The organism is Zunongwangia sp. L-65 (assembly GCF_056859415.1).
On sequence record NZ_JBSXOK010000065.1, the window covers coordinates 16713 to 39747 of the forward strand.

Here is a 23035-nt window from a genome sequence, read left to right on the forward strand (position 1 = left end):
GTAAAATTCATTTTGAAAGAATTCCATTTTCAAATGTTAAATTTATTTTTATTTAGATTGTTTAAAAATAAAAACAATTTTTACTTGTAGTTTTCAATTTCAGCCTTTAAGTTTGCGACTAAGTTTATTTAAACTAAATCTAAATAATGAAATTTTCAGTTTTTATTTGTTTCAGCCTAATTGTTGGGAGCCTTTATTCACAAAGGGATTCGGTAAGGGTTAATGCATTAGATGAAGTGCTGTTATTTGGAAACCAGCATACCATTTCCAGTATCGATAAGGAATTATTCACTGTAAATACTATAAGTGCCCATCAGATTAACCAGGTTGGAGCAAACAATCTTGCCGATATTTTAAATCAGCAATTAAACATCAGCATTACGCCCAATGCCGCAGACGGCCGTTCTACCATAAGTATGTTTGGATTGTCCGGCGATTACGTGAAAATTTTAGTCGATAATGTACCGCTGGTAAGTGATAATGGCTACGGCAATAATATAGACATTACGCAGATCAATCTGGAAGATATTGCCCGTATAGAAATCGCCGAAGGCGCTATGGGAGTTATTTATGGTGATAACGCTGTTGCAGGAGTTATCAATATTATCACCAAAAAATCTACTGCTTCTAAATGGAATATTAGGGTAAGCTTACAGGAGGAAACGGTTGGTGAAGAATATAATTTTGAGGATGAAGGAAGGCATATCCAAAACTTAGCTATTGCACATAATATTTCAGATCACTGGTATGCTTCGGCTAATTTTTCGAGAAACGATTTTAATGGATTCAAAAATAATTACTTCGGGAGGGACTATTTTGGTTTATCGGGAAACAGTGTAGTTAATGACGGTCTTCGAGGTTACGAGTGGAATCCAAAGTTGCAGCATAGTTTAAATGCCATGCTGAAATATGGTAAAATGAACTTCAATTTTTTCTACAAGTTCAATTATTATAACGAAACCCTGGATATTTATAATCATTCGATTAATCCAAGAATTCAGAATGGGGAGTACGATATCACAGCTAACGACGAGCAATTCGTAAGCAATCGATTTAGGCATGAAGCCCAGGCTTTTGGACGTATAAATCAGATAGATTATAATCTTTCACTATCGTATCAAACCCAAACCAGAGACTATGAGAATTATGTGTATGATCTTAGGCAGCAACGTAAACGGAGTACCACTAAAAATACCACTAATCAGGAAAGTGATCTTTGGTTTTCTAAGGGAACGTTTATCAACTTATTGTCTAAATCGACCAATTTTAACCTAACCGCAGGTTACGAAATCACCTATCAGGAGGGATATGATGCCGTGGCCAGCGGAGCCTATTCCAATGATATTGCAGAGCAGGATTTGGGGAATTACGATGTGTTTTCTCAGCTTTCTTTTACCAAAAATAACTGGTCTTTTTATCCAGGCGTTCGCTTAAACAATAATTCTAATTACGGTAGTAAACTTATCTGGTCTACCAGTGCTAATTACAAGCCGGCGAAGAATATAAAACTCCAGGCGGTTATAGGGTCGGCTTATAAAACACCAACTTTCACTAATTTATACTACTATTTTGTAGATGCTAATCATGATGTTCGTGGTAATCCCGATTTGACCCCGGAAGACGGAATTTCTTATCTGATCTCTGCGGAAAAAACTTCAGTCTTCAATAAGCAATTTCAGCTTCAGAATAATCTGAAATTCTTCCATTTTGATATTCAGGATAAAATAGACCTGGCGGTAGTGGGGGATAATTCACAGATGCAATATTTAAATATCAGCGAATATAAAATCCTGGGAGTGTCTACTGAAAACAACTTGAGCTATAAAAATTTTCAAACCAATATTGGATTAAGTTATACCGGGATTTCACAAAGCCTGAAAACCGAAACATCTAATCCAGATGATTATCTGTTCAGTTTAAATGCTACGGCGGCGCTTCGATATTACTGGCCAAAAGCAGAAACACGTTTTTCAGTATTATTAAAATATAACGGCGAGTTACAGCAATATTTTAGAGATAACGATACCAACGAATTTGTAAAGGGAACGCAGGAAGATTACTCGTTAATGGACGCCAGTATCAATAAATATTTTTTTAAGAAACGTTTTGAAGTTACCCTGGGTGCCAGAAATCTATTTAATGTCGTTCGTGTAAACAATTCGGCTATTACCGCTACGGGCGGTCATGATGCGCCAGCAACTTCACTATTGTTTGGGTATGGCCGCTCTTATTTTTTAAAACTTTTATATAACCTTAATATGTAATCCTAATTAATATACCAATGAAAAAGAATATTTTACTTCAATTATTTTGCCTCTCTTTTGTCGTGTTTAGCTGTAGTAGCGATGATGATAATGTGAGTGTTATCGAAATTCCCGCAGTAGAAAGTGCGGTGCTAGATATAGAATCTGGAGGTTCGAATGAACCTAATCAGGTATATATCGATCTAAGTACAGAAAAGACAACTGTAGTTCGTCGTGATAGCTGGGAACTTGGTTTTATAAGTACTGAAAACCGGGTGGTTTTAAATTCGTCAATCTTGGTTTCGGCCGCAAAACTAGAGGGGATTTACGATATCGATGCGGTGAATAACGATACTTCGTTAGCAACTCCAATGAATTTAAAGTCTTTTAATACTGATACTTTTCAAGCTGATGAGGTAACTGTAACTAACGTTGGCGAATTGCTGGCCGGTTTACCAGTTGAATATTCGATGTATGGAGATATTGAGAATGGTATTTCTTTTACCGATAGTAGTACAGGAGATTTAGATGAAACTGCCATAGGCGATATTGTAACTGCTGAAGACGAAGCCGAGGTTTTCGTGGTTTCCCTTGGAGCTGAAATCCCACCTGCCTCTGAAGATGGTTCTTTAAATCACACTGGTGAAGATCGTGGTTTTTATAAAATCAAGGTTTTTATGAATAACAACGATTATGTACTGCAATATGCTCCGTTAGGTTCAGATACACACGAAGAAGTGGTAATTACCAAAGACGTGGCTTATAATTTTACTGCTTTTAGCTTGGAAAACGGCACTGAAGTTGGTGTAGAGCCTGGAGTAGGTAATTGGGATCTTAATTATACCAGTGTATATTCTTACTACGGAAATTCAACTGGATTTGTAGCTGGCACAACTTATTCCGATTATATGGTACATAATATTCATAACGGAGTAGGAGTTTATATGGTGCTTACTGAAGAACCTGGTGAAGGAGAAGGTGCTGCTCCCGTGCCAACCGGCCAACCCTCTTACAATGAATTTAGTTTAGATGATGTTAAAGAAAGCCAGCTGGTTTACGATGATCGCACGGTAATTGGCAGTGAGTGGCGTAGTACACGTCCCGCCAGTTTAAAATCAGATCGTTACTATATTATAAAGGATACCGATGGTAACTTTTACAAGCTAAAATTTACCGCGTTGCTCAATGAACAAGGGGAACGCGGTTATCCTCAGATCGTCTACGATCTTTTATAAGGAGTGTTGTTTTAATTAGTCTTAATCCCTGTTTTTTAAGCAGGGATTTTCTATTCGATTATCGAGCCATGTGCATTCCTAATCGCAGGATTTTATTTATTTTAATAGTACAATTTTTAGTATGAAAAACTTTTTTACCACCGTATTAATACTTTTTATCATTTGCAGTCTTAAAGCACAGCAATTAAAAGCCTATGCGATTTATGATGCTGAAGGAAATGAAGTTTCCTTTCAAAAAATGAGCGATAGTTTATCGAATTATGAGGTGGTACTTTTTGGGGAATTTCATGATCATCCTGTGGTCCATTGGCTTCAGAAGAAACTTACTGAAAAATTATATGCTAAAAACCCGAATCTGGTCTTGGGAGCAGAAATGTTTGAAGCCGATAATCAATTGATTCTGGATGAATACCTTCAGGATAAGATTCCGCAGAACCGTTTTGAAGAAGAAATGCGGCTGTGGAATAACTATAAAACTGATTATAAGCCTTTAATTGAATTTGCCAAAACCAACAATTTACAGTTTGTGGCTACCAACGTGCCAAGACGTTATGCATCGGTAGTTTCAAAATATGGACTGGATACCTTAAAAACCTATGCAAAAGAAGCACAATCTTACTTTGCAAAACTCCCCATAACAGTAGATACGATTACTCCCGGTTATGCTGAAATGTTTGGAATGATGAGCGCTCACGGAATGGAGGCTGACGCGATGAAGTTCGTAGAAGCACAAGCGATTAAAGATGCTACTATGGCTGAAAAGATCATTGATTATTTACCCAAAAATGGTATTTTTTTACATTACAATGGCGATTATCATAGCAAAAGTTTTGGTGGTATTTACTGGTATTTAAAAGCAATGCAACCTGATTTAAAAATCGCGGTGATTAGTGCAGAGCAAAGTGACAACGAATCTTTAGAATTTGTAGCAGAAAAAGCAAGCACCGGTAATTTTATACTTTTTGTTCCTGAAGATTTTACACGAACCTATTAATTGGGAAATTCCCTATTTACATAAATAATTTATCGATTTTTAAATTTTGGAGTTATTCTTGTTTTGAAAAACTTCAAAAATACTCTTATGAAATTTTTCAAACTACTCTCGTTTTTAGCTTTTTTCGGATTTTCTTTACTTACCAGCGCTCAGGAAACGGATTCTTTGGCAATTTCATCTGAAATTTCGAATCATAGGGCTATTCATAAAGATTATCTAAGCATAGTTTATGGTCCGTACAGCCTAAAGTCTAATATGGCTTATGTTTCTTTAAATGGAGAAGATTACCAGAAAATCAAACTAAAGCGATCAAAACTTTTTAATCGGTATGATTATAATGGATTATTAAAACTCCTCAAGAAATATAATTCGCAGGGATGGGAACTTGTTGGCAAGGATTTTGAATTTAAAGAGGAAAGCGGAGCTCGTGTCTTTATAATGATGACAAGGGATAGTGAAGAAAAAAAACTGTCAAAAAATGATTAAAGCTTAAAATTAAGTGAAATAACAAGCTGTTAACAAAATTAGTGATACACGATGTATATTTTTGAATCATCTATTTGTATTAAAACTAAACAGTTACAAAAAATTCCGGGAAGTCTATCCCAAATCTGATTTTCCGGATATTAATTTCTGAATACACACAGAAATTTATAATTGATTTTAAGTGAGAGAGAGTGAGAAAAGGGCTGATCAACGCTGGTTGACGGCCTTTTCTTTTTTATACTAATTTAAGTTTTCCTTTAAAATTGCGTGAAATAACAGCCCATTAACACCCCTTCCGGTAGTGGCTTCCTAATTTTGTTAAAACCAAAAAATAAAATTATGAAGACGAAAAAGAAATTAAACTTTGGTTTCCTGACGCTATTAACACTATTTGTTTTTAGCACAGTTCACCTGAACGCACAGACCGAAAAGCAAAAGGATTTAATCGACGATGCTACAGCATCTAAAGCTATTTTTGTTAAAGAAGAACCCGAAATGAGCGCGCTTTTTGAAAAAGCAGCTGGCTATGTGATTTTTCCAAATGTTGGGGAAGGGGCTTATATTTTGGGTGGAGCCGCAGGAAACGGAGTACTTTTTGAAAATGGGCAGGTAGCTGGTTTTTCAGAGTTAAAACAATTAGATATCGGTTTGCAGATAGGAGGGCAGGCCTATAGACAGGCTATTTTATTTCAAACAGCATCTGAATTAGCAAAATTTAAAAAAGGAAATTATAAGCTATCCGGTAAAGCTTCTGCAGTAATTCTTAAAAAAGGAAAGGCTAAAAGTATAAGCTTTAAAGATGGTAGAGCTATTGTAACTATGCCTAAAGCCGGTGCAATGATCGATATTGCTGTAGGCGGACAAAAGTTTGAATATCAGGATTGGAGTAAATAATCCAGATAAAATATATTCATCTTTTTTAAGGTCGGTTAAATTTATTACCGACCTTTTCTTTTTTAGAAAATTGAAAAAGATAAAATGCGTATTGATGATCTGTAATGATAAGCCTAATGCCTGTGTACGTGATAATAATCAGGATTGGGTCTGTAAATATAAAATAAACTTCTAATTAAAGCCTCATGGAATTGTCTTGAGGTAGTTTTACTGGTATGAAAATAAAAGCAATCATTTTTGATGTAAACGAAACCCTGTTGGATATGCAAAAGCTAGAAGATGAGATCAACGCCGGATTAGGAAATTCCCTTGGATTTCAGATTTGGTTTAGTAAACTGCTACATTATTCTCTGGTCGAGAACGAGATAGGTTCTCATCATGATTTCTCTAAGGTGGCCTTCGCGACATTGAAAATGGCTGCCAGTTATTTTGGAAAAGAATTTTCTGAAAAAGAGATACAATCCCTATTGCGGCTGGTAAAAGAATTACCGGCCTACCCTGAGGTAGGGATGGTACTGAAAGCATTAAAAGAGGATTATCATTTAATTGCGTTAACCAACGGAAATCAGGAGACTGCTGAAGCGCAACTGAAATATGCTAAAATTGACGAATATTTTAATGGTATATATTCGGTAGATGTAGTGGGTAAATTTAAACCCCACCCAAGTACTTATCAAAAAGTCTTAAAGGATTATAAGCTTAAGGCTCAGGAAGCGATAATGGTCGCTGCTCACGGTTGGGATATTGCTGGTGCCCAGAATGCAGGTTTAAAAACGGTCTTTGTAGCAAGAAAAGGAAAAAGTTTATATCCTTTGGTAAACACGGCAGATGGTCTTGTAAAAGATTTAAAAGGTCTAATGGAAACGCTCTAAAAAAATTCCTGAAATTCTACAATTTCAGGCAAATTTCTAATTTTTTAAACCACTCAGCAGGTGCAGAAATTCTTTTTGAAGGGTTTGTGTTTTATCTTTAGCATACCAGGTGTGCAATTCTTTTTCAAGGGCTTCAAAATCTCTTCCGGCTGGGTTTTCTTTCCAGTCGAGTACCAGGTCATGTGCCGGTTTAGGTCTTGGTCCCCAGGAAAACAGCTCCACTCCTTTTTCAGAAAAAGCGATAAGTTTTGGTATCGATTTGCTTCCGTTAGTATGGTATTTCTCGATTAATTCAGGATTTTCATCTCTAAGGACGATCCTTAATTCAATTTTGTCTCCGGCAGTAGCAATTTCGCCAATTACCGGTAAATTTTGTGCGCTATCTCCACACCATGCTTCGGTAATGACATACCAAACCTGTGGCTTTTTAAGGCCGGTTACCAGGTTTTCCAATTCAGGAATCAGTTTTGTTGTTTTATTAAGCCTTTTCATTCGGCTTAAATTCAGCTCGGTAAATTGGATAAGATTTTCGGTTTGTTTTTCGCCGGAAGTCTGCTTATTATTTACCAGCTGTACCATCCATTCGTAAAATTCGATATAACTAAATACCGGCTTTTTTACATTCATTTAAAAAGTTTTTAGAAGTTAAATCCTAGTGAGAACATTACTCTATTCCCATCTTCACTATGATATAGCCCTAAATTTCCAGAAAGTGCATTAAATCCGTTTATAAAGATGGAACCCCCAAAGTCATTATGCCAAATATCAGAATTGTCGTCTTCCTCCCAAACGCGACCGTAATCAAAACCTAAAGTCACTCCCATTCTTACAGGGATAAAATTAGTTCTGAATTTAGCGAGACCTACTCTTAAATCAGTACTTTGATAAAAAGAGGTTTTACCATTAAAACGCTCATTTCTATATCCTCTTAAGCTATGATTACCACCTAAAGTTGCTCCATGATAAAATTCGTAATTATCGCCAAAAATCATGTGGCTTCCAATCTTAGTGGCAAGCACGGCAATTCCACTTTCGTGTAAAGGATAATCTATAGATACAGATGGTTTCAAATACACAAATTCGTTGTTGAATTCGTCGATGTTTGTTTTATAACCTGTCGCCAGATCAAACTGAAGTCCCCGTCTTGGGAACGCAAGCTCGTTTCCTTTGTTTTTATACTGAAAAGCTAATTCACCACCAGCATAGATCTGGTTTTCGAAAATATCATCATTACTATTAAAAAATTCACCGGTAGCTTCGTTGGCTTTGTAATCTACTTCATGAGATTCAATCATAGGTTTGATTTCAAAATTAATTCCGCTTCCATTTCGATAGATTAAAGAAGGAGCAAAGTTCCACTGGGCAATCCCCACACGGTTATAATCTCTGTCTACCGCATCGTCATCATAAGAGGTTTCGTTACCAAAACCAAAGAAGTTAATAGCATAATTAGGACTTGTAAAACCGGCTTCTATCCCAAAATTCCAGTTATGAAAAATATGGGCAAACTCTCCAGAATACGTAAACTCGAATCCATTAGTTGCCGAAAAGTAAGCTGCACCAAATTTGTGTTGCGATTGAAAAGGATTATTCGCTAGGCCATAAGTGGTATAAGTATCGGAAATACCCACCTTAAATCCGGCATCCGGATCCCATCCAATGGCGGGGAATATGGTGTTGGTACTGTATTTGCGTTTATCCGGATTGTAGTTATTGATGTCGTAATCATCAACCAACCATTTACTACTATTCCCTTTTATAGTATTGTTTTTATTCTTGTAATCGTAAAGTTTTGCATTCCGGTTATTTTCAAAATCATAAGTGTCGTTATTTTCTCCCCCTATAATTTTAAGTTTAATGTAATGATCGCCTTCTCCTTCGATTTTAAAATCGTCTTTACCGTCTAGACCATAAATCCAGATCTCTTTGGTAAGTTTTTTATCGTAAGTATGTTCGTAGACCACTTCCCCTTCAGTTTCGATCGAAAGGCTTGTTTTACCATCCGGTTTTCTGGTGATCAGGAATTTATCATCCTCCTCGGTTCCGGTGATGATCTGAAAGCGATTTACATATTCATAATAATCTTTTGCAGGTTCTAAAAGATTATCCCTGCGCTCTTTTAATGCTTTTTTAATATCGTCTATCGACTGATCCTGTACTTCTTCCGGTAAGGTTTTGAAAGCATCTTCAATGACCTGATCTGTAAGTTGATTTTGTATAAACGTCACCTGTTTTTCCCATTCTTCCCAGGTAATATCTTTTAAAAATGCCTGATCTAAGGAATAGCCGTCAAAATTTAGCCACTTTACGTTTTTAACCCCACCTTCGAAATCCTGCATTTTTCTAAAATCGGTAATCGCCAGTCTCAGTAACTTGATAATTAAACCATCATATCTTGGGAATGCCTGGTCGCGGTCACGTCTTATAGGCTTATAAAGTTTAGAGCCATCTTCCTGTTCAAATTCAGAGAAACGCCATTGATCGTTATGACGATCCCAATCACCAATAAGCATATCGGTAAGACGTGCCTTTACCCAAGCCGATTGATCTACCTGGTACTCTTTAGAATCTCTCATATCCAGCAATAAATCGGTACTGGAAATGATATCATCTGGATTTCCGAACTTAGGATTGTCTTTGTTTTCATCGCCAGCATGAACTTCTAGCATATAAAGTTTATCCCCGTAATCTTCGTTAAAGATATTCAGATTTTTTTGCTTGGGCAGGTAATAAATTTTTGGCTCGGCATTATAGATGTTAAGGGTGTCGAGTATGGTGTTTAACGCAAAAGGAGCATATGGATGTGCAGTAGTATAAAAATCCTGTACTATTCTTTCTGCAACGGTATTTTGCATATAATCTTCTACGTAGTGATTTTTTATGGCCGATTGGATAAATCTAACCGCACTTTTTCTTAGTTCCCTTAAGGTGTATTCGTGATCCTTATCATCTTTTATACGGATAGACCTGGATTGATGTCCACCGCCTTCAGAGATGGCTACGGGATTTCCTTCTAGTTTGGTTAAATCAAGTACCGGAGCTTCGATTTCTTTACTGTAAACATCGCGGTAATGTGTTCCCCAAAAGAAATTATATAAACCGCTTTTAGATGTTTCCTCATCGGTATAAATAGAGGCCTTTTTTGTTGCCGGCCAGTTGCTGATATCGTGGTAAGAAACTTCGTCTAAGGTTGTTTGCTCTCTTTTAATCGTTGTGCTGAATAATTTTTCAGGAGTTCCGTTTTCAACGGAATAAAATTCAACTTCAGAGCTATTATCGTCATACACCGTAAGTCTGGCGAAACCATGATCACTGGACGCAAACTGTCCGTCCTCTTCATCTGCTCTGGCTTTTTTGGTTTTTTTACCTGCAGTTCCACTAATAATTTGTGGAATTCCGTCATCTGATAAATATTGCAAATTTTGATCGCTGGCAGAAACAAAAATCACATCTGGGAACATACTGGCCAGGGTTTCTAAAGTACCTCTTAATTGCTTGCGTTGCTGGCTATAGTAATCTTCTTTTTTAAAGCCACCTGTTTTTTCAAAAAATCCCTGTTTTGTATTACTCAATACGGGATGGTGGATCGCAACGATCACCGTTTTATTCTGCTCATCCTTAAGATCGTCTTTAAATTTGGTAAAAAAATCGTCACGAGTTTTAAGATCACATTTATTGTTAATATATAAATGATTATCCCAATCCTCTAAAAACCATTGAGAATCTACCATTAGCAATTCGATATTCTCTGTGTCCAGATCTTCAATCTCCCTCACGCAACCATCATTTGGCCAAAATTCCGCTTTACTATTATCCTGGATAAACGATTCCATATCGTCTATATTCTCATGTCCGTTTTTATTCCACTCATTTTTACCTGGGGTGTAGATCACACGTCCATTAAAATTCTCCATGGGTTCCATAAGGCTTTTTCGAAGTAATGCTTCTGCCTTTTCTCGATCTTTCTTTTTTGGAGGAAAGCCTTGTTTAGAGGTAATATTCCCTATGGCCACGAAGGTGGCTTTTTCATCCTTCTGGGACATTTCGTTTATAGCTGAAAGTACCTGTTTGGTGTAATCAGATTCATCGACCCCGGTATTTCCTGTAAAATAAAAAGTTTGTGATACTTTTCTACCAGATTGCTGCCCGTAAAAATGCGTAGTGCTTATAGCTAGTATAAAGCAAAAAGCGAAGAATATTTTTTTAAAGCTATATGCAGATTGTTGAAGTAGAAATCTATTTATCATGTATTTTCTGTTATGTTGAAATGACCAAATGCGCTTGGGCGACGTGAAATTTCAAAAAAAATCAGAGATGTAAATAAATTTTAACTATCTATAACACTTTTATTTGAACAAGCCTAAAAATTTTCATAAAAACCAATCGACATTACCTGAGCTTAGTTAAGGTTGCGTTTTTGGATAAAGAATTTTTTGAGCAGCTGGCTGCATTCGTTGGCCATTATTCCCTGGGAAACTTCTGTTTTAGGATGCAGTTGCACTCCAAATTTTTGATATCCCCGGTGATCGTCTTTGGCCGCAAAGACCAATCGGGAAAGCTGGCTCCAATATAAAGCTCCGGCACACATCTGGCAGGGCTCTAGAGTAACATACATAGTGCAGCCTTTTAAATATTTACCTCCTAAAAAACTGGCTGCCGCGGTAATGGACTGCATTTCTGCATGGGCCGTTACATCGTTTAAAGTTTCGGTAAGGTTGTGCCCACGGGCGATAATACGGTTTTTAATAACCACTACTACACCTACAGGAATTTCTCCTTTTTCAAAAGCAATTTGAGCCTCTTCAAAGGCTTTCTTCATAAAGTAGGTATCATCAAAAGGTGTAAGCACAGCGTAAATTTTTAGCAAGATAAAAAAGGAAGTGATAATTATTAAAAATAGTTTAAGGATAAAACTAAATTTGTCTTGATTATGGAATATCAGATTTTAAATAACATAGAAGGGCCGGAAAATTTAAAAGCTTTGTCTTTACAGGAATTACAGCTTTTGGCTAAAGAATTACGACAGTACATCATAGCGGTTGTTGCGGTAAAAGAAGGGCATTTAGGAGCCAGTTTGGGCGTGGTAGAACTCACTATTGCCCTTCATTTTGTATTTGATACTCCCAGGGATCTCCTGGTTTGGGATGTAGGACACCAGGCTTACGGGCATAAAATCTTAACAGGCAGACGCAAAAAATTTCATACCAATCGGCAATTAGGAGGGATAAGCGGCTTTCCTAAACGAGAAGAAAGCGTTTATGATGCTTTTGGAGTTGGGCATTCGTCCACTTCCATTTCAGCAGCACTGGGTATGGCGCTGGCTTCAAGATTAAAAGGGGATTTGGATAAACAGCATATTGCGGTTATTGGTGATGCTTCTATTGCAAGCGGGATGGCTTTTGAAGGTTTAAACCATGCCGGGGTGACCAATGCCAATTTACTGGTAATACTCAATGATAATGCTATTGGGATCGACCCCAGTGTAGGAGCCTTAAAAGAATATCTTACCAAAGCTAAAGTGGGCTATAAGCCCAAAGAAAGCAATATTATCGAGGCGCTTAATTTTCGCTATTTTGGCCCTATAGATGGTCACGATTTAGAAGGATTATTATCTATTCTGAAAGAACTAAATGAGATAAAAGGACCAAAGTTTCTACATGTTATTACTAAAAAAGGAAAGGGATTAAAGAAGGCGGAAGAAGACCAGGTAAAATATCATGCGCCCGGAAAGTTTAAACCAGAAACCGGGGAATTACTTCCAAAAAGTGCCGAAGGCCTACCTTTAAAATATCAGGATGTCTTTGGTTTAACTCTGGTAGAATTAGCAGAAAAAAATAAGAGTATTGTTGGAATTACACCGGCGATGCCAACCGGAAGTTCGCTTAAGTATATGATGGAAGCTTTCCCAGAAAGAGCCTTTGATGTAGGAATAGCAGAGCAGCATGCGGTGACCCTGGCGGCAGGTATGGCAACACAGGGAGCCATTGTTTTTTGCAATATTTATTCTACTTTTTTACAACGAGCGTACGATCAGGTAATTCATGATGTCGCTTTGCAAAACCTACCCGTAATTTTTTGTTTGGATCGAGCCGGTTTGGTAGGGGAAGATGGAGCTACACATCATGGCCTTTTTGATTTGGTATATTTACGTGCTATTCCCAATATGATTGTGGTCGCACCGGCAGACGAGATTGAACTTAGGCAATTGTTATATACCGCTCAATTAGGTTTAACACATCCCATGGCTATACGTTATCCAAGAGGAAGAGGGGTAAATGTAAATTGGCAGCTGCCTTTTAAAGCTTTGGAAATTGGTAAGGCAGTTTGTGAAAAGGAAGGTGAGAACCTTGCTGTCCTGGTTGTAGGCTCGATTATAAGGAATGCGAAATTAGCATTACAGGAGTTTAGCGAAGAGATTGGATTATACAATATGAGGTTTGTTAAGCCTTTGGATAGAATGATGCTGCATCAGGTGTTCAAAAAATATAAAACGATTCTAACTATAGAAGATGGTGTGATAAGCGGAGGTTTTGGAAGTGCGATATTAGAATTTGCAGCAGCAAATGATTATAGTTTGAAAATAAAGTGTTTGGGGATTCCAGACGCCTTTATTGAACATGGTGAGATCGGCGAATTACAAGAAATTGCCGGAATTGACGTTAAAACTATAATTAACGAGCTGAAATCTCTGTTATAAATTTTAATTTTGCGAACCCGAATAATCTAAATAACCAATGCAAGTGCGATTAATCATTAGTTTAATTTGTATTTCATTCTATCTAGGTATTTCTTCTTTATCCATGTGTGCACAAAATCAAACGGCGCAAGACACCACACAGACGCCTCAAGATTCTGCAGATGTCGAGCCGGTAATCATATACTGGTCTGAAAAAAATGCTGTTGGAGTGAATTTAAGTGAAGTAGCTTTTGTAAACTGGAATGCAGGGGGAAATAACTCCATTTCTGCCTTATTTCATGGACAGTTTGAAAGAAATTACAAGAAAAAGTTAACCAGCTGGAAAAATTACCTGTCCTTAAGATATGGACTAAACTCCCAGGAGGGACAGGAACTTAGAAAAACCGACGATCAAATTCAGTTTAAGACTACTTTTGGTTATCGTAAAGATTCGGTGTCTAACTGGTATTATTCCGGTAATATTGATTTTAGGACCCAATTTGCCAATGGTTATAAGTATCCTAATACCGATGCCGCAATCTCTAAATTCATGGCTCCGGGATATCTTTTGATAGGTGTGGGTACGCAGTTTTCGCATCCAGATGAAAACTTTAATGCGTATATCTCTCCGGTTACCGAAAAATCTACTTTTGTACTCGATCAGCGTTTAGCCAATGAAGGAGCTTTTGGGGTAGACCCGGCAGAATATGATGAGTTGGGGAATTTAATTGATGAGGGTAATAAAGTACGTTCAGAATTTGGTTTTCTGGTGACCAGTGATTTTAAGAAACAGGTGTTTCCCAATGTGAATATGAATACGCAAATAAGCTTATATTCAGATTATCTTCGGGATTTTGGAAATATTGATGTAGACTGGCAATTGGCGTTTGATATGAAGGTAAACGATTTTATAAAAGCCAATATAGGCTCTCATCTTCTTTATGATAATGATGTAAAATATAAAGAAGATACTAATGGCGATGGGAATCTGGAAACCTTAGGAGCCAGGGTACAGTGGAAACAGCTTTTAGGGGTTGGTTTTACCTATGTTTTTTAGGTTAAACTCTTTTTGGAATTAAACAGCTAAGCAAATAGGTTCATGTATTTCCCTAAAGTGTGAAGATATTGAAATATTAAAAACCGGAACCCTGATATCTTTTGAAAGAAGACACCGTAAATCCATCAGTAAGTGATGCGGTATACGAACAAATTTGAATAAGTTTTTGGTATACAGAAGTTTCTGCATTTAAATTTTTAAGCTTTGGTACAGACTTTAAGACCAGATCGTTAAAATTCGAATCTAAATCCTGGGTTGCTGGTAAAAATGCATTGGTATAGGTGTCTAATAAAGTTTCCAGCATTTTATACCCGGCAATTTCTTTATTGATTACCTCTTCGCTTTGGTAAATTTTCTCAATGCTTATTTTGATAATATCTTTAATCTGTGCTTCGTATTTGCTTTTGTCGAATAAAGCCTGATGGAACTCTCCTGCAAGAATAGCTTCTTCGTTTACCAGGAAGATTTCAGCAGCTTCGCGAATCAAGGTGTTAATCGCTAAAGATCGCAGATATCTTAAGCGATCTGCCGTACTTTGTAAAGAATTGTATTTAGGTGTGGATATCGTGTCTTTTACCAGTTTAATTAAATATTCTAATGCATAATCCTCGTCGATCAAACCCAGATTAATACCGTCCTCGAAGTCGATAATTGTATAACAAATATCATCTGCAGCTTCTACTAGAAATGCTAGAGGATGTCTTGAAAAACTAATGTCATTTTTGTTTCCAGTTTTGATTAGGCCAAGTTCTTCTGCCACATCAAGCATGGTGTCTTTTTCACTTTGGAAAAAGCCGAATTTCTTATCGGCAATATTTTTTGTGGGTTTGTGCGGTAAGGATTCCTTAGGATATTTCATAAAAGCACCAAGGGTGGCATAACTTATTCTTAAACCACCGGGAGTACCGGGACGATCCTGGGTAAGAATTTTAAAACCATTGGCATTTCCTTCAAATTTTACTAAATCCTGATATTCTTTTTCGCTAAGTTGGGATTGGAATCTTTTGCCGTTTCCATTTAAAAAATATTCGCCTATGGCTTTTTCTCCGGAATGTCCAAAGGGAGGATTTCCGATATCATGCGCTAAAGCGGCTGCGGCAACGATTGCTCCAAAATCATTCATCTGGTAGCCATGAATAGTGCTAAGATGAGGGTGTTTTTCCAGGATCTTTTTTCCCGTTAGGCGGCCTAGGGATCGGCCCACTACAGAAACTTCCAGACTATGGGTTAAACGCGTATGTACAAAATCTGTTTTAGAAAGTGGGATTACCTGTGTCTTATCCTGTAAACTCCTAAAGGCTGAAGAAAAAATAATACGATCGTAATCTACCTCGAAACCTAAACGGGTTTCATCTTGTTCTTTACGTAATCTTTTATTGGTATCGCCAGATCTTTTTAGTGATAATAGTTGTTCCCAGTTCATGATTTTTATTTAGCGTTAGGGATAGAGCAGTTTGTTTGAGCTCTTGCAAGATGGTACATCCTTGCAAAGCGAGCAGCGAAAGCCCGGCCGAAGGCAACGCCCTACTTATAGTTTTTTAGCTACTTTTTCCAGTTCGGCATACCAGTCTTCACCAAATTTTCTAATAAGTGCTTCTTTAGTGAATTTATATATAGGTACACCTAATTCTTCGCCAAGGCTACAGGCATCATCGCAAATATGCCATTGATGGTAGTTGACGGCAGAAAACTCTGAATAATCCTGAACGCGTACCGGATAAAGATGGCATGAAACCGGTTTTTTCCAATCGATTTCTCCCTGATTATAGGCCTCCTCTATTCCGCAAAGAGCGGTTCCTTTATCATCGAAGGTGACATACGCACAATCGGCACCATCGATAAGCGGGGTTTCGATCTCACCAAAATCGTTCGTGATATACCGTCCCTGTGCTTCTATGGCCTCGATTCCTTTTTGCCTTAGAAATGGTTTAACTTTTGGATAAATGCTATCCATGATCTCTTTCTCATACTCTTCTATGGGAGCACCGGCATCGCCATCTACACAGCATGCCCCTTTACAGGCAGAAAGATTACAAACAAATTCTTTTTTTAGAATTTCTTCTGAAACTATGGTTTTACCTAACTGAAACATACGGCAAAGATAATTTTAAGATTGATTTTATAAAGAAAAGTGCTTTATTATTTGATGAATCATCGAGATTTGAATAGCACGGTTCCTGTTTTACCCAGTAATCGGGATTAAATGCTCATGTCCTTAGTTGTCGAGATCGGTAGGTCACGAACTAAAATAAATTTGTAACAAATACCTCGTTTTACTGTGATAGTTTACGTTAAAAAGGTTTCCTTTTTGTGAACGGTCTACTTCATTTATACAGCCTGGCAACGTTTGGATATTATTTTTTGATCTTAAATATATTGCGAATTGGCCTTTTTTGCGCTGCAAAGAGCATCCTGCAAAATTATAAAAGCTATTTCGGTTCCTGCCTCGAAAGCTTTTCCTAAGTTCTTAATTGTTTAGAAATATTTAAAGTTGAAATGAACTAAAATCATTATGAAAATTTACTTTTGCAAAAAATTTTGAGCTATGTTTAATTTGTTCGACCTCAGGGAGGTGTTTACGGTAGGGATGGTTTTATTTGCGGTAATCGATATTATTGGAAGTATTCCTATTGTATTGGATTTACGTAAAAAAGTTGGGCATATACAAAGTGAAAAAGCCTCTTTGGTGGCTGGTTTGCTAATGATTGCTTTTTTGTTTTTAGGGAAAGAGATTTTAAACCTTATTGGTATCGATGTAAATTCTTTTGCGGTGGCCGGTTCGTTTATTTTATTTTTTCTGGCTTTAGAGATGATCCTGGGGATTAGTTTGTATAAAGATGATGCGCCAGAATCTGCTTCTGTAGTGCCTTTGGCCTTTCCTTTAATTGCCGGGGCAGGGACGATGACTTCACTTTTATCGTTAAGGGCAGAATATGAAACCATAAATATCATTGTGGCTATCATAATCAATATTATCTTTGTATATGTTGTTTTAAAATCTTCAGGTAAAATAGAAAAGGTTTTAGGATCGCAGGGTATAAATGTTATCCGGAAGATATTTGGCGTTATTTTACTGGCAATCGCCGTTAAACTTTTTGCCGCAAACATTCAGAGTTTATTTTCATGACAAAGTATTTAATCTACACGATCATCTTTTTAGGAATAGTTGTTATTGGTTTTAATGTGACGATATTAGATTTTAATCGTCTAATGGAAGACGAAAGCGGAACAGCGTTGATTGCTATTGTGGCCAGTCTTTGCGTGATCGTTTTAATGGGAATCCTTTTAGTATCCAGAGCAATCGCAAAAAAACATAATCAATAATTATGGAATATGATCTTTTAATTGTTGGCGGAGGAGCGGCAGGCATGTCCTGTGCATTAGTCGTTGGATCGGGTTTAGAAAAAGAATTTGCTAAGGATAAGAAGGTAGGGATCTTAATGCATCAAAAAACCTCTGATCTGCAAAACGCCCTTTTTAATAATGTACTTGGATTACCACCGGCAACTAAAGGTATAGACATACTTAAACAAGGACCTGAACAATTAGAAGAATTATATCCAAAAGTAACACAGTTAACAGGAGAGAAACTTCAGCACATTAGCAAAAATGAAAATGGAGTTTTTGAGCTTAAAACCAATAAGGATAATTACTTAGCCAAAAAGGTAGTGATCGCTATTGGCTATTCCGATAATTTTAGAATAGGCGGAGTAGATGAATATGTTATTCCGCACAAAAAGGCCAAAGCTTCTAAAAATCGTGTGCAATTAATCAATGAAGACCACCTGGTGGTTCCTAATTTATATGTGGCCGGTTCTCTTGCCGGTTGGCGAAGCCAGTTCTCTATCGCCTGTGGTAGTGGCGCTGCCGTAGCAACAGATATCCTTACCGATTGGAACGATGGGGAGCATACTAAAGTTCACGACAAATTATCCTAAAAGGAAACAACTAATTGCAGGAACTACAGAGCTAATCATCAAGATGATAAAAAAACGATGCACGCTTCGGTAAACTAAAGCTCTTTTTAATTTCTCAGTAAAAACTTTATCCGGATGAGAAGCGATATGTTTTATGATTGTTTTTTTGGGAACATAGGAAGAGGTTACAATGATCTCCTTTTGAAGTAGCAATAATGCACTATTATCCAGCAGCCTGAAACTTACGGCAATCACAAAGAATAATAAGGGGAGGAAAATACAATAACTATCAGATAAATCTTCCGGAACCATTAATCTTTAAAATTATGCTTTTTTTTAGATAATTCCAGTACTTTCTCAATTACAGGATCTCCTTCATTTTTTAATTGTTGAAAGTAAGTGGAACCGAACAGTTGTTGTGCCATCACGGCTTTTAAATACTGTTTCATGAGCGGCTTATATTCGGTAAGGCGAATGTTTAACTTTTCACTTTTTCCAAAGGCAATAAGTCTATCGATGACTTCATCGGTAATTTCCACTTCATTCTCAAATTCTCTTTTGGAAAGTGAGTTATAGTAGGATCGTTTTCGTTCTAATTCCTGAAAAACAAATCGGCTTAAAAAACCGCGATTTAGTAAAATGCGAATGTGCTCATGTTCAATTTCTATATCTTTAGGGATAAATACATCAGGGATAATTCCGCCTCCGCCGTATACCACTTTTCCACCCGGGGTAACATATTTTAAAGAGTCGTCTACTTTTATGCTATCTACGCTTTTAAGTTCGCCGTTTTCATAGCGGCGCTCATAATCTCTAAAATAATTATCGTTTCCGTTTTCGTAAGGTTTTTGTATAGAACGGCCGGTTGGGGTATAATACCTGGCAATAGTTAATCGTACCGCACTGCCGTCGCCAAGATCCATTTCCCGCTGTACCAATCCTTTACCGTAGGATCGTCTTCCGATAATAGTGCCCACATCGTTATCCTGTAAAGCGCCTGCTACCACTTCGCTTGCCGAAGCCGAATTTTCATTAATTAAAACATATACGTGTCCATCCTCAAAGTCGCCTTTACGATTGGCAAAAGTTTTTTCTATAGCACCGCTTTTGTTTTTAGTGAAAAGAATAAGCTTATCGTCTTTTAAGAACTCATCGGCAATATTAATGGCTTCTGCTAAATATCCGCCTGGATTGTCGCGAAGATCCAGTGCAATCTCTTTAGCGCCCATTAGCTTTAAAGCCTTTATAGCAGCATCAAACTCCTCATAGGTCGATTCTGCAAAACGATTTATTTTAATGTAGCCTACGGTTTTGTTAAGCATATAAACCGCTTCCACACTTTTTATAGGCACATGATCGCGCTTTACATTAAAACTAAGAAGATCGTCCTGTCCGGGGCGTTTTACTTTAAGTTCTACATTACTGCCCTGTCGTCCTTTTAAAAAATGGGTTAAGGAATCGCTGCTTACACCCAGATTGAATAATGCTTTGTCGTTTGCATATAAAATACGGTCACCACCTCGGATACCAATCTTTTCACTTGGTCCGCCTTCTAGTGGTTGGATAACCATAATGGTGTCTTCCACCGAATAGAAACTAACACCAATACCCACAAAATCACCTTTCATGTTTTGAGAAACATTGTCATATTCCTGTTCCGGGATATATACCGAATGGGGATCCAGGCCTTTTAATATTGTATTTACGGTAACATCAACAATACTATCTGTATTTACATTATCAACGTATTCATAATCGATATAGTCGATTAGGCGGTTTAACTTTTCTTTTTTTGGATTAGATGAAAATAACTGATCTGAAGAAGAGTAATTTATTTTACCTCCCATAAATACGCCAATAGCACAGGCTATTCCTAAAAGGAGTGGGGTATATATGTTTTTTTTATTTTTCAATCGTCTAATTGCGTTATCTGAATTAAATCGACTCCGGCTTTTTTAAGAAAATCGAGACCGCTATTATCTTTATAATCTACACAATATACCAGTCTGGTAATTCCGGCCTGGTGTATTAATTTGCTACATTCCTTACAAGGCGACATGGTTATATATAATGTAGCTCCCTGGCAGGATTGAGTAGATGCGGCAACTTTTAAGATCGCATTCGCTTCGGCATGTAAAACATACCATTTGGTATAGCCTTCTTCATCTTCACAAAAATTCTCAAATCCGCTGGGGGTACCATTGTAGCCATCAGAAATAATCATTCTATCTTTAACAATAACTGCACCAACCTGTTTTCTTTTGCAATGGGAAAGTTTGCTCCACTCCCTTGCTATTCTTAAATAGGCTTTGTCGTATTTAAGTTGTTTTTCTTTTTGCATGTGTTATGAAAGGAGATTTATTAAATCTCATATTCTTATAATGTAAGAATCGCTAAATTATTGTAAGCTACAGGTTAAACCAATTTTAACGCGTTAAAGTTAATTAAATGGCATTAAAATTATCCCTAAGTATAGGCAGAATAATCCCTATAACCAGTGCAGAGACGACCAGCACCCAATCACGTTTAGAGACCTGAAAGAAATTTTGCGTGATAAACGCCAGGATTAAGACCGATAAAACAATGATTGCCTGTGCACATTCTATCCCTAAAGCAAATTCTAAAAGCGGGAAGATCTTTGAGGAAAAACCGCTGCTTAGCATTTTAAAATACGTAGAAAAACCAAGGCCGTGAATCACCCCAAAAAAAGCAGTGGTAAAATACAGCAATGTTGGGTTGCCTGATTTTTCTTTATTGCTAGCGGTAAAAATATTGTAAATGGCAGTAATCATGATTGATACCGGAATTAAAAATTCTACCCAGGCGGTGTCTACAATTACAATTTCGTAAGTAGATAAAAATAAGGCAAAGGTGTGACCAATGGTGAAAATGGTCACCAGCCATAGTACCCTTTTCCATGAGGTAAAGGTATATGAGGCTACCAGGGCGATTAAAAATAGAATATGGTCGTATGCATTCCAATCCAGAACATGCTCCAAACCTAATTTAAGATATAACCAAAACTGCGACATAAGGGAAAAAGGCTAACGTTGCCGAATGTACGACTTCTTAATAAAATCACAAAAGCTAATGCTGTAAACCATGGGTTTATTTGGATTTTTGGGTTAATTAGATATCGAAAATAGATGTTTTTCGATCCCATAGTTATAAATGAACTTTAAATTCTAAAATACCTTAGGGTTAATGCAGTCCAAACGTCTCTCAAAGTTTTGATTTATAAAATTATAGGTTGTTGTTTTTTTAAAATAAGTCTGATTGAATTATAAATAATTAAGAAAGCTTATTATTTTTGGATTTTATATTAAATAAGTCTAAATAAATTATTGGTCTTGCATTAATTAATGGAATGGGTAAAATAATAATGGAAATTCAATGAAGAAAAAGAAAAATTACAGTTTACGCGCATTTATAAATGATGTTCATTTGTGGTTAGGATTAGGCAGCGGGATCATTTTATTTTTGGTTTGTTTTAGCGGAACCATACTTACTTTTGAAGACGAAATAAAAGATCTTTTTGCCGAAGATTTTACGGTTGAAGGCGGAGATGAAAAATTATCGATAGAACAGTTAATTTCGGTATTAGAAAGTGAAGGGATGGTAAGTTCGGTTACCGTACCGGCTAAAGACGGCGAAGCTTACGAGTTTAATGTAAAAGAATCCCCTGAACAACGCCGCGGAACCACCTATTATGTAAATCCTTATTCTGCCGAATTCAGTAAAAAACGTGAATCTTCTTTAGATGGCTTTTTCTTTTCTATGTTTAAATTACATCGATGGTTACTGTTAGATTCTTCGATTGGGCGGCCTATTGTTGGTGTTGCTACAATTATCTTTTTAATATTATCGATCACTGGGATCGTGCTTTGGTTTCCAAAGAAAAAAATCAACTGGAAAACTTTAAAACCCGGCTTTAAAATTAAATTTTCGGCCAGATGGAAACGTATTAACCACGATTTACATAATACCTTAGGATTTTATGCCTGTATCTTTTTAGTTATTATGTCGCTTACCGGTTTGTGTTGGTCGTTCCAATGGTATCGTGATTTAGGGAGCGAGGTAATGGGCGCTCAAATTTTTGGTGGGCGTGGAGGCCCACGTGTAGAAAGTGAGGCACAAATTGATGAAGATGAAATGATATCAATTGCTGCGGTAGAAAAAATCACCGCACAGGAACTAAATTATGAAGGCAAAACATCAATTAGTTTTCCTTCTGGGGACAAGGGTGTTTATAGCATTAGAAAATATGAATCGGCTAAACTTTCACCACTTATTGCCGACAATCTAATTGTAGATCGAGATGGGAAGGTGCTTAAAAAGGAAGTTTTTAATGATAAACCTATTAATCTAAGAATAGCTTCTTTAATTAAACCTTTGCATACAGGAAGTATTTATGGAGGTTTCTCTAAGCTCCTTTATTTTTTAGCCTGTTTGATTGCAACGAGTCTCCCTATTACTGGAACCTTTATCTGGATTCATAAAATGAAAAAGAAACCAAAGAAAGAATAAAGCTTAATTTGTTATTATTGAAGGAATTTTTAGCCTTTTTTCTCTATTGTTTTGAAAGATTTTTCCCGGTTATAAAGCAAGGGATTTTGTTGATTTTACCGTCTTTTTCCTAACGCTTAGAAGGTTTGAAAGTT

Annotated in this window: 21 protein-coding genes; 12 read left to right on the forward strand and 9 right to left on the reverse strand. The window is 36.9% G+C overall.

Translation table 11 applies throughout. The features are described 5' to 3' along the window. The first annotated feature begins 146 nt into the window (after positions 1-146). From AC13DP_RS12760 to AC13DP_RS12785, 6 genes are all read left to right on the forward strand, one after another. Positions 147-2264: a TonB-dependent receptor plug domain-containing protein gene (locus AC13DP_RS12760; RefSeq protein ID WP_483067907.1), complete on the forward strand. Its 2118-nt coding sequence runs from the start codon at positions 147-149 to the stop codon at positions 2262-2264. Positions 2265-2281: 17 nt separating this feature from the next. Further along, on the forward strand, positions 2282-3478 hold the full coding sequence (locus AC13DP_RS12765; protein WP_483067908.1) for an HmuY family protein: 1197 nt from the start codon (positions 2282-2284) through the stop codon (positions 3476-3478). Between the two features lie 121 nt (positions 3479-3599). Then, positions 3600-4472, forward strand: coding sequence for a ChaN family lipoprotein (locus tag AC13DP_RS12770; protein WP_483067909.1), 873 nt, complete (start codon positions 3600-3602; stop codon positions 4470-4472). Between the two features lie 87 nt (positions 4473-4559). Further along, on the forward strand, positions 4560-4958 hold the full coding sequence (locus AC13DP_RS12775) for a hypothetical protein (RefSeq protein ID WP_483067910.1): 399 nt from the start codon (positions 4560-4562) through the stop codon (positions 4956-4958). Between the two features lie 339 nt (positions 4959-5297). Continuing rightward, the gene (locus AC13DP_RS12780) at positions 5298-5852 is read left to right on the forward strand and encodes a lipid-binding SYLF domain-containing protein (RefSeq protein ID WP_228249791.1); all 555 of its coding nucleotides are present in this window, start codon (positions 5298-5300) and stop codon (positions 5850-5852) included. Positions 5853-6067: 215 nt separating this feature from the next. Then, positions 6068-6724: a haloacid dehalogenase type II gene (locus AC13DP_RS12785; protein ID WP_483067911.1), complete on the forward strand. Its 657-nt coding sequence runs from the start codon at positions 6068-6070 to the stop codon at positions 6722-6724. Positions 6725-6760: 36 nt separating this feature from the next. Here the strand turns inward: AC13DP_RS12785 and AC13DP_RS12790 are convergent, their stop codons facing one another. From AC13DP_RS12790 to AC13DP_RS12800, 3 genes are all read right to left on the reverse strand, one after another. Next, on the reverse strand, positions 6761-7351 hold the full coding sequence (locus tag AC13DP_RS12790; RefSeq protein ID WP_228249789.1) for a thioredoxin family protein: 591 nt from the start codon (positions 7349-7351) through the stop codon (positions 6761-6763). An 11-nt stretch (positions 7352-7362) separates the two neighbouring features. Beyond that, positions 7363-10971, reverse strand: a complete 3609-nt coding sequence (locus tag AC13DP_RS12795; protein ID WP_347405940.1) for a BamA/TamA family outer membrane protein — start codon at positions 10969-10971, stop codon at positions 7363-7365. A 152-nt stretch (positions 10972-11123) separates the two neighbouring features. Beyond that, on the reverse strand, positions 11124-11573 hold the full coding sequence (locus AC13DP_RS12800; RefSeq protein ID WP_013069923.1) for a nucleoside deaminase: 450 nt from the start codon (positions 11571-11573) through the stop codon (positions 11124-11126). Positions 11574-11654: 81 nt separating this feature from the next. Here AC13DP_RS12800 and AC13DP_RS12805 point away from each other — a divergent pair, with 81 nt between their 5' ends. Both AC13DP_RS12805 and AC13DP_RS12810 read left to right on the forward strand, forming a co-directional pair. After that, complete coding sequence (locus tag AC13DP_RS12805; protein ID WP_347405941.1) at positions 11655-13421, forward strand: 1-deoxy-D-xylulose-5-phosphate synthase; 1767 nt, start codon at positions 11655-11657, stop codon at positions 13419-13421. 37 nt (positions 13422-13458) lie between these two features. After that, on the forward strand, positions 13459-14457 hold the full coding sequence (locus tag AC13DP_RS12810) for a DUF3078 domain-containing protein (protein WP_041578535.1): 999 nt from the start codon (positions 13459-13461) through the stop codon (positions 14455-14457). Positions 14458-14533: 76 nt separating this feature from the next. Here AC13DP_RS12810 and dgt read toward each other — a convergent pair whose 3' ends face one another. Together dgt and AC13DP_RS12820 are read right to left on the reverse strand one after the other, a co-directional pair. Beyond that, entirely contained in the window at positions 14534-15880 is a 1347-nt protein-coding gene (dgt, locus tag AC13DP_RS12815; RefSeq protein WP_347405942.1) for a dGTP triphosphohydrolase, read from the reverse strand. A gap of 105 nt (positions 15881-15985) precedes the next feature. Then, positions 15986-16549: a DUF3109 family protein gene (locus AC13DP_RS12820; protein ID WP_347405943.1), complete on the reverse strand. Its 564-nt coding sequence runs from the start codon at positions 16547-16549 to the stop codon at positions 15986-15988. A gap of 453 nt (positions 16550-17002) precedes the next feature. On the opposite strand from AC13DP_RS12820, the gene AC13DP_RS12825 reads away from it, so the two are divergent. Genes AC13DP_RS12825 through AC13DP_RS12835 form a run of 3 tightly spaced genes read left to right on the forward strand, consistent with a single transcriptional unit; the run spans position 17003 to position 18395 of the window. Continuing rightward, positions 17003-17584, forward strand: a complete 582-nt coding sequence (locus tag AC13DP_RS12825) for a MarC family protein (protein ID WP_187288252.1) — start codon at positions 17003-17005, stop codon at positions 17582-17584. Continuing rightward, the gene (locus AC13DP_RS12830) at positions 17581-17781 is read left to right on the forward strand and encodes a hypothetical protein (RefSeq protein WP_013069929.1); all 201 of its coding nucleotides are present in this window, start codon (positions 17581-17583) and stop codon (positions 17779-17781) included. The genes AC13DP_RS12825 and AC13DP_RS12830 overlap by 4 nt, the downstream gene beginning before the upstream one ends. A 2-nt stretch (positions 17782-17783) precedes the next feature. Then, complete coding sequence (locus AC13DP_RS12835) at positions 17784-18395, forward strand: FAD-dependent oxidoreductase (protein ID WP_013069930.1); 612 nt, start codon at positions 17784-17786, stop codon at positions 18393-18395. On the opposite strand, the gene AC13DP_RS12840 is transcribed toward AC13DP_RS12835, so the two are convergent. The 4 genes from AC13DP_RS12840 to AC13DP_RS12855 form a co-directional block, all read right to left on the reverse strand. Further along, positions 18387-18686: a hypothetical protein gene (locus AC13DP_RS12840; protein WP_013069931.1), complete on the reverse strand. Its 300-nt coding sequence runs from the start codon at positions 18684-18686 to the stop codon at positions 18387-18389. The genes AC13DP_RS12835 and AC13DP_RS12840 overlap by 9 nt on opposite strands. Continuing rightward, positions 18686-20287 carry a S41 family peptidase gene (locus AC13DP_RS12845; RefSeq protein WP_013069932.1) on the reverse strand — a complete coding sequence of 534 codons (1602 nt, stop codon included), beginning with the start codon at positions 20285-20287 and terminating at the stop codon, positions 18686-18688. Before AC13DP_RS12845 ends, AC13DP_RS12840 begins: the two co-directional genes overlap by 1 nt. Beyond that, complete coding sequence (locus AC13DP_RS12850; RefSeq protein ID WP_013069933.1) at positions 20284-20715, reverse strand: deoxycytidylate deaminase; 432 nt, start codon at positions 20713-20715, stop codon at positions 20284-20286. Before AC13DP_RS12850 ends, AC13DP_RS12845 begins: the two co-directional genes overlap by 4 nt. A 103-nt stretch (positions 20716-20818) precedes the next feature. Beyond that, complete coding sequence (locus AC13DP_RS12855) at positions 20819-21406, reverse strand: HupE/UreJ family protein (protein ID WP_228249780.1); 588 nt, start codon at positions 21404-21406, stop codon at positions 20819-20821. 361 nt (positions 21407-21767) lie between these two features. Here AC13DP_RS12855 and AC13DP_RS12860 point away from each other — a divergent pair, with 361 nt between their 5' ends. Continuing rightward, a complete protein-coding gene (locus AC13DP_RS12860) occupies positions 21768-22901 on the forward strand; it encodes a PepSY-associated TM helix domain-containing protein (protein WP_347405944.1) in 1134 nt (377 codons plus the stop codon). Positions 22902-23035: the final 134 nt, after the last annotated feature.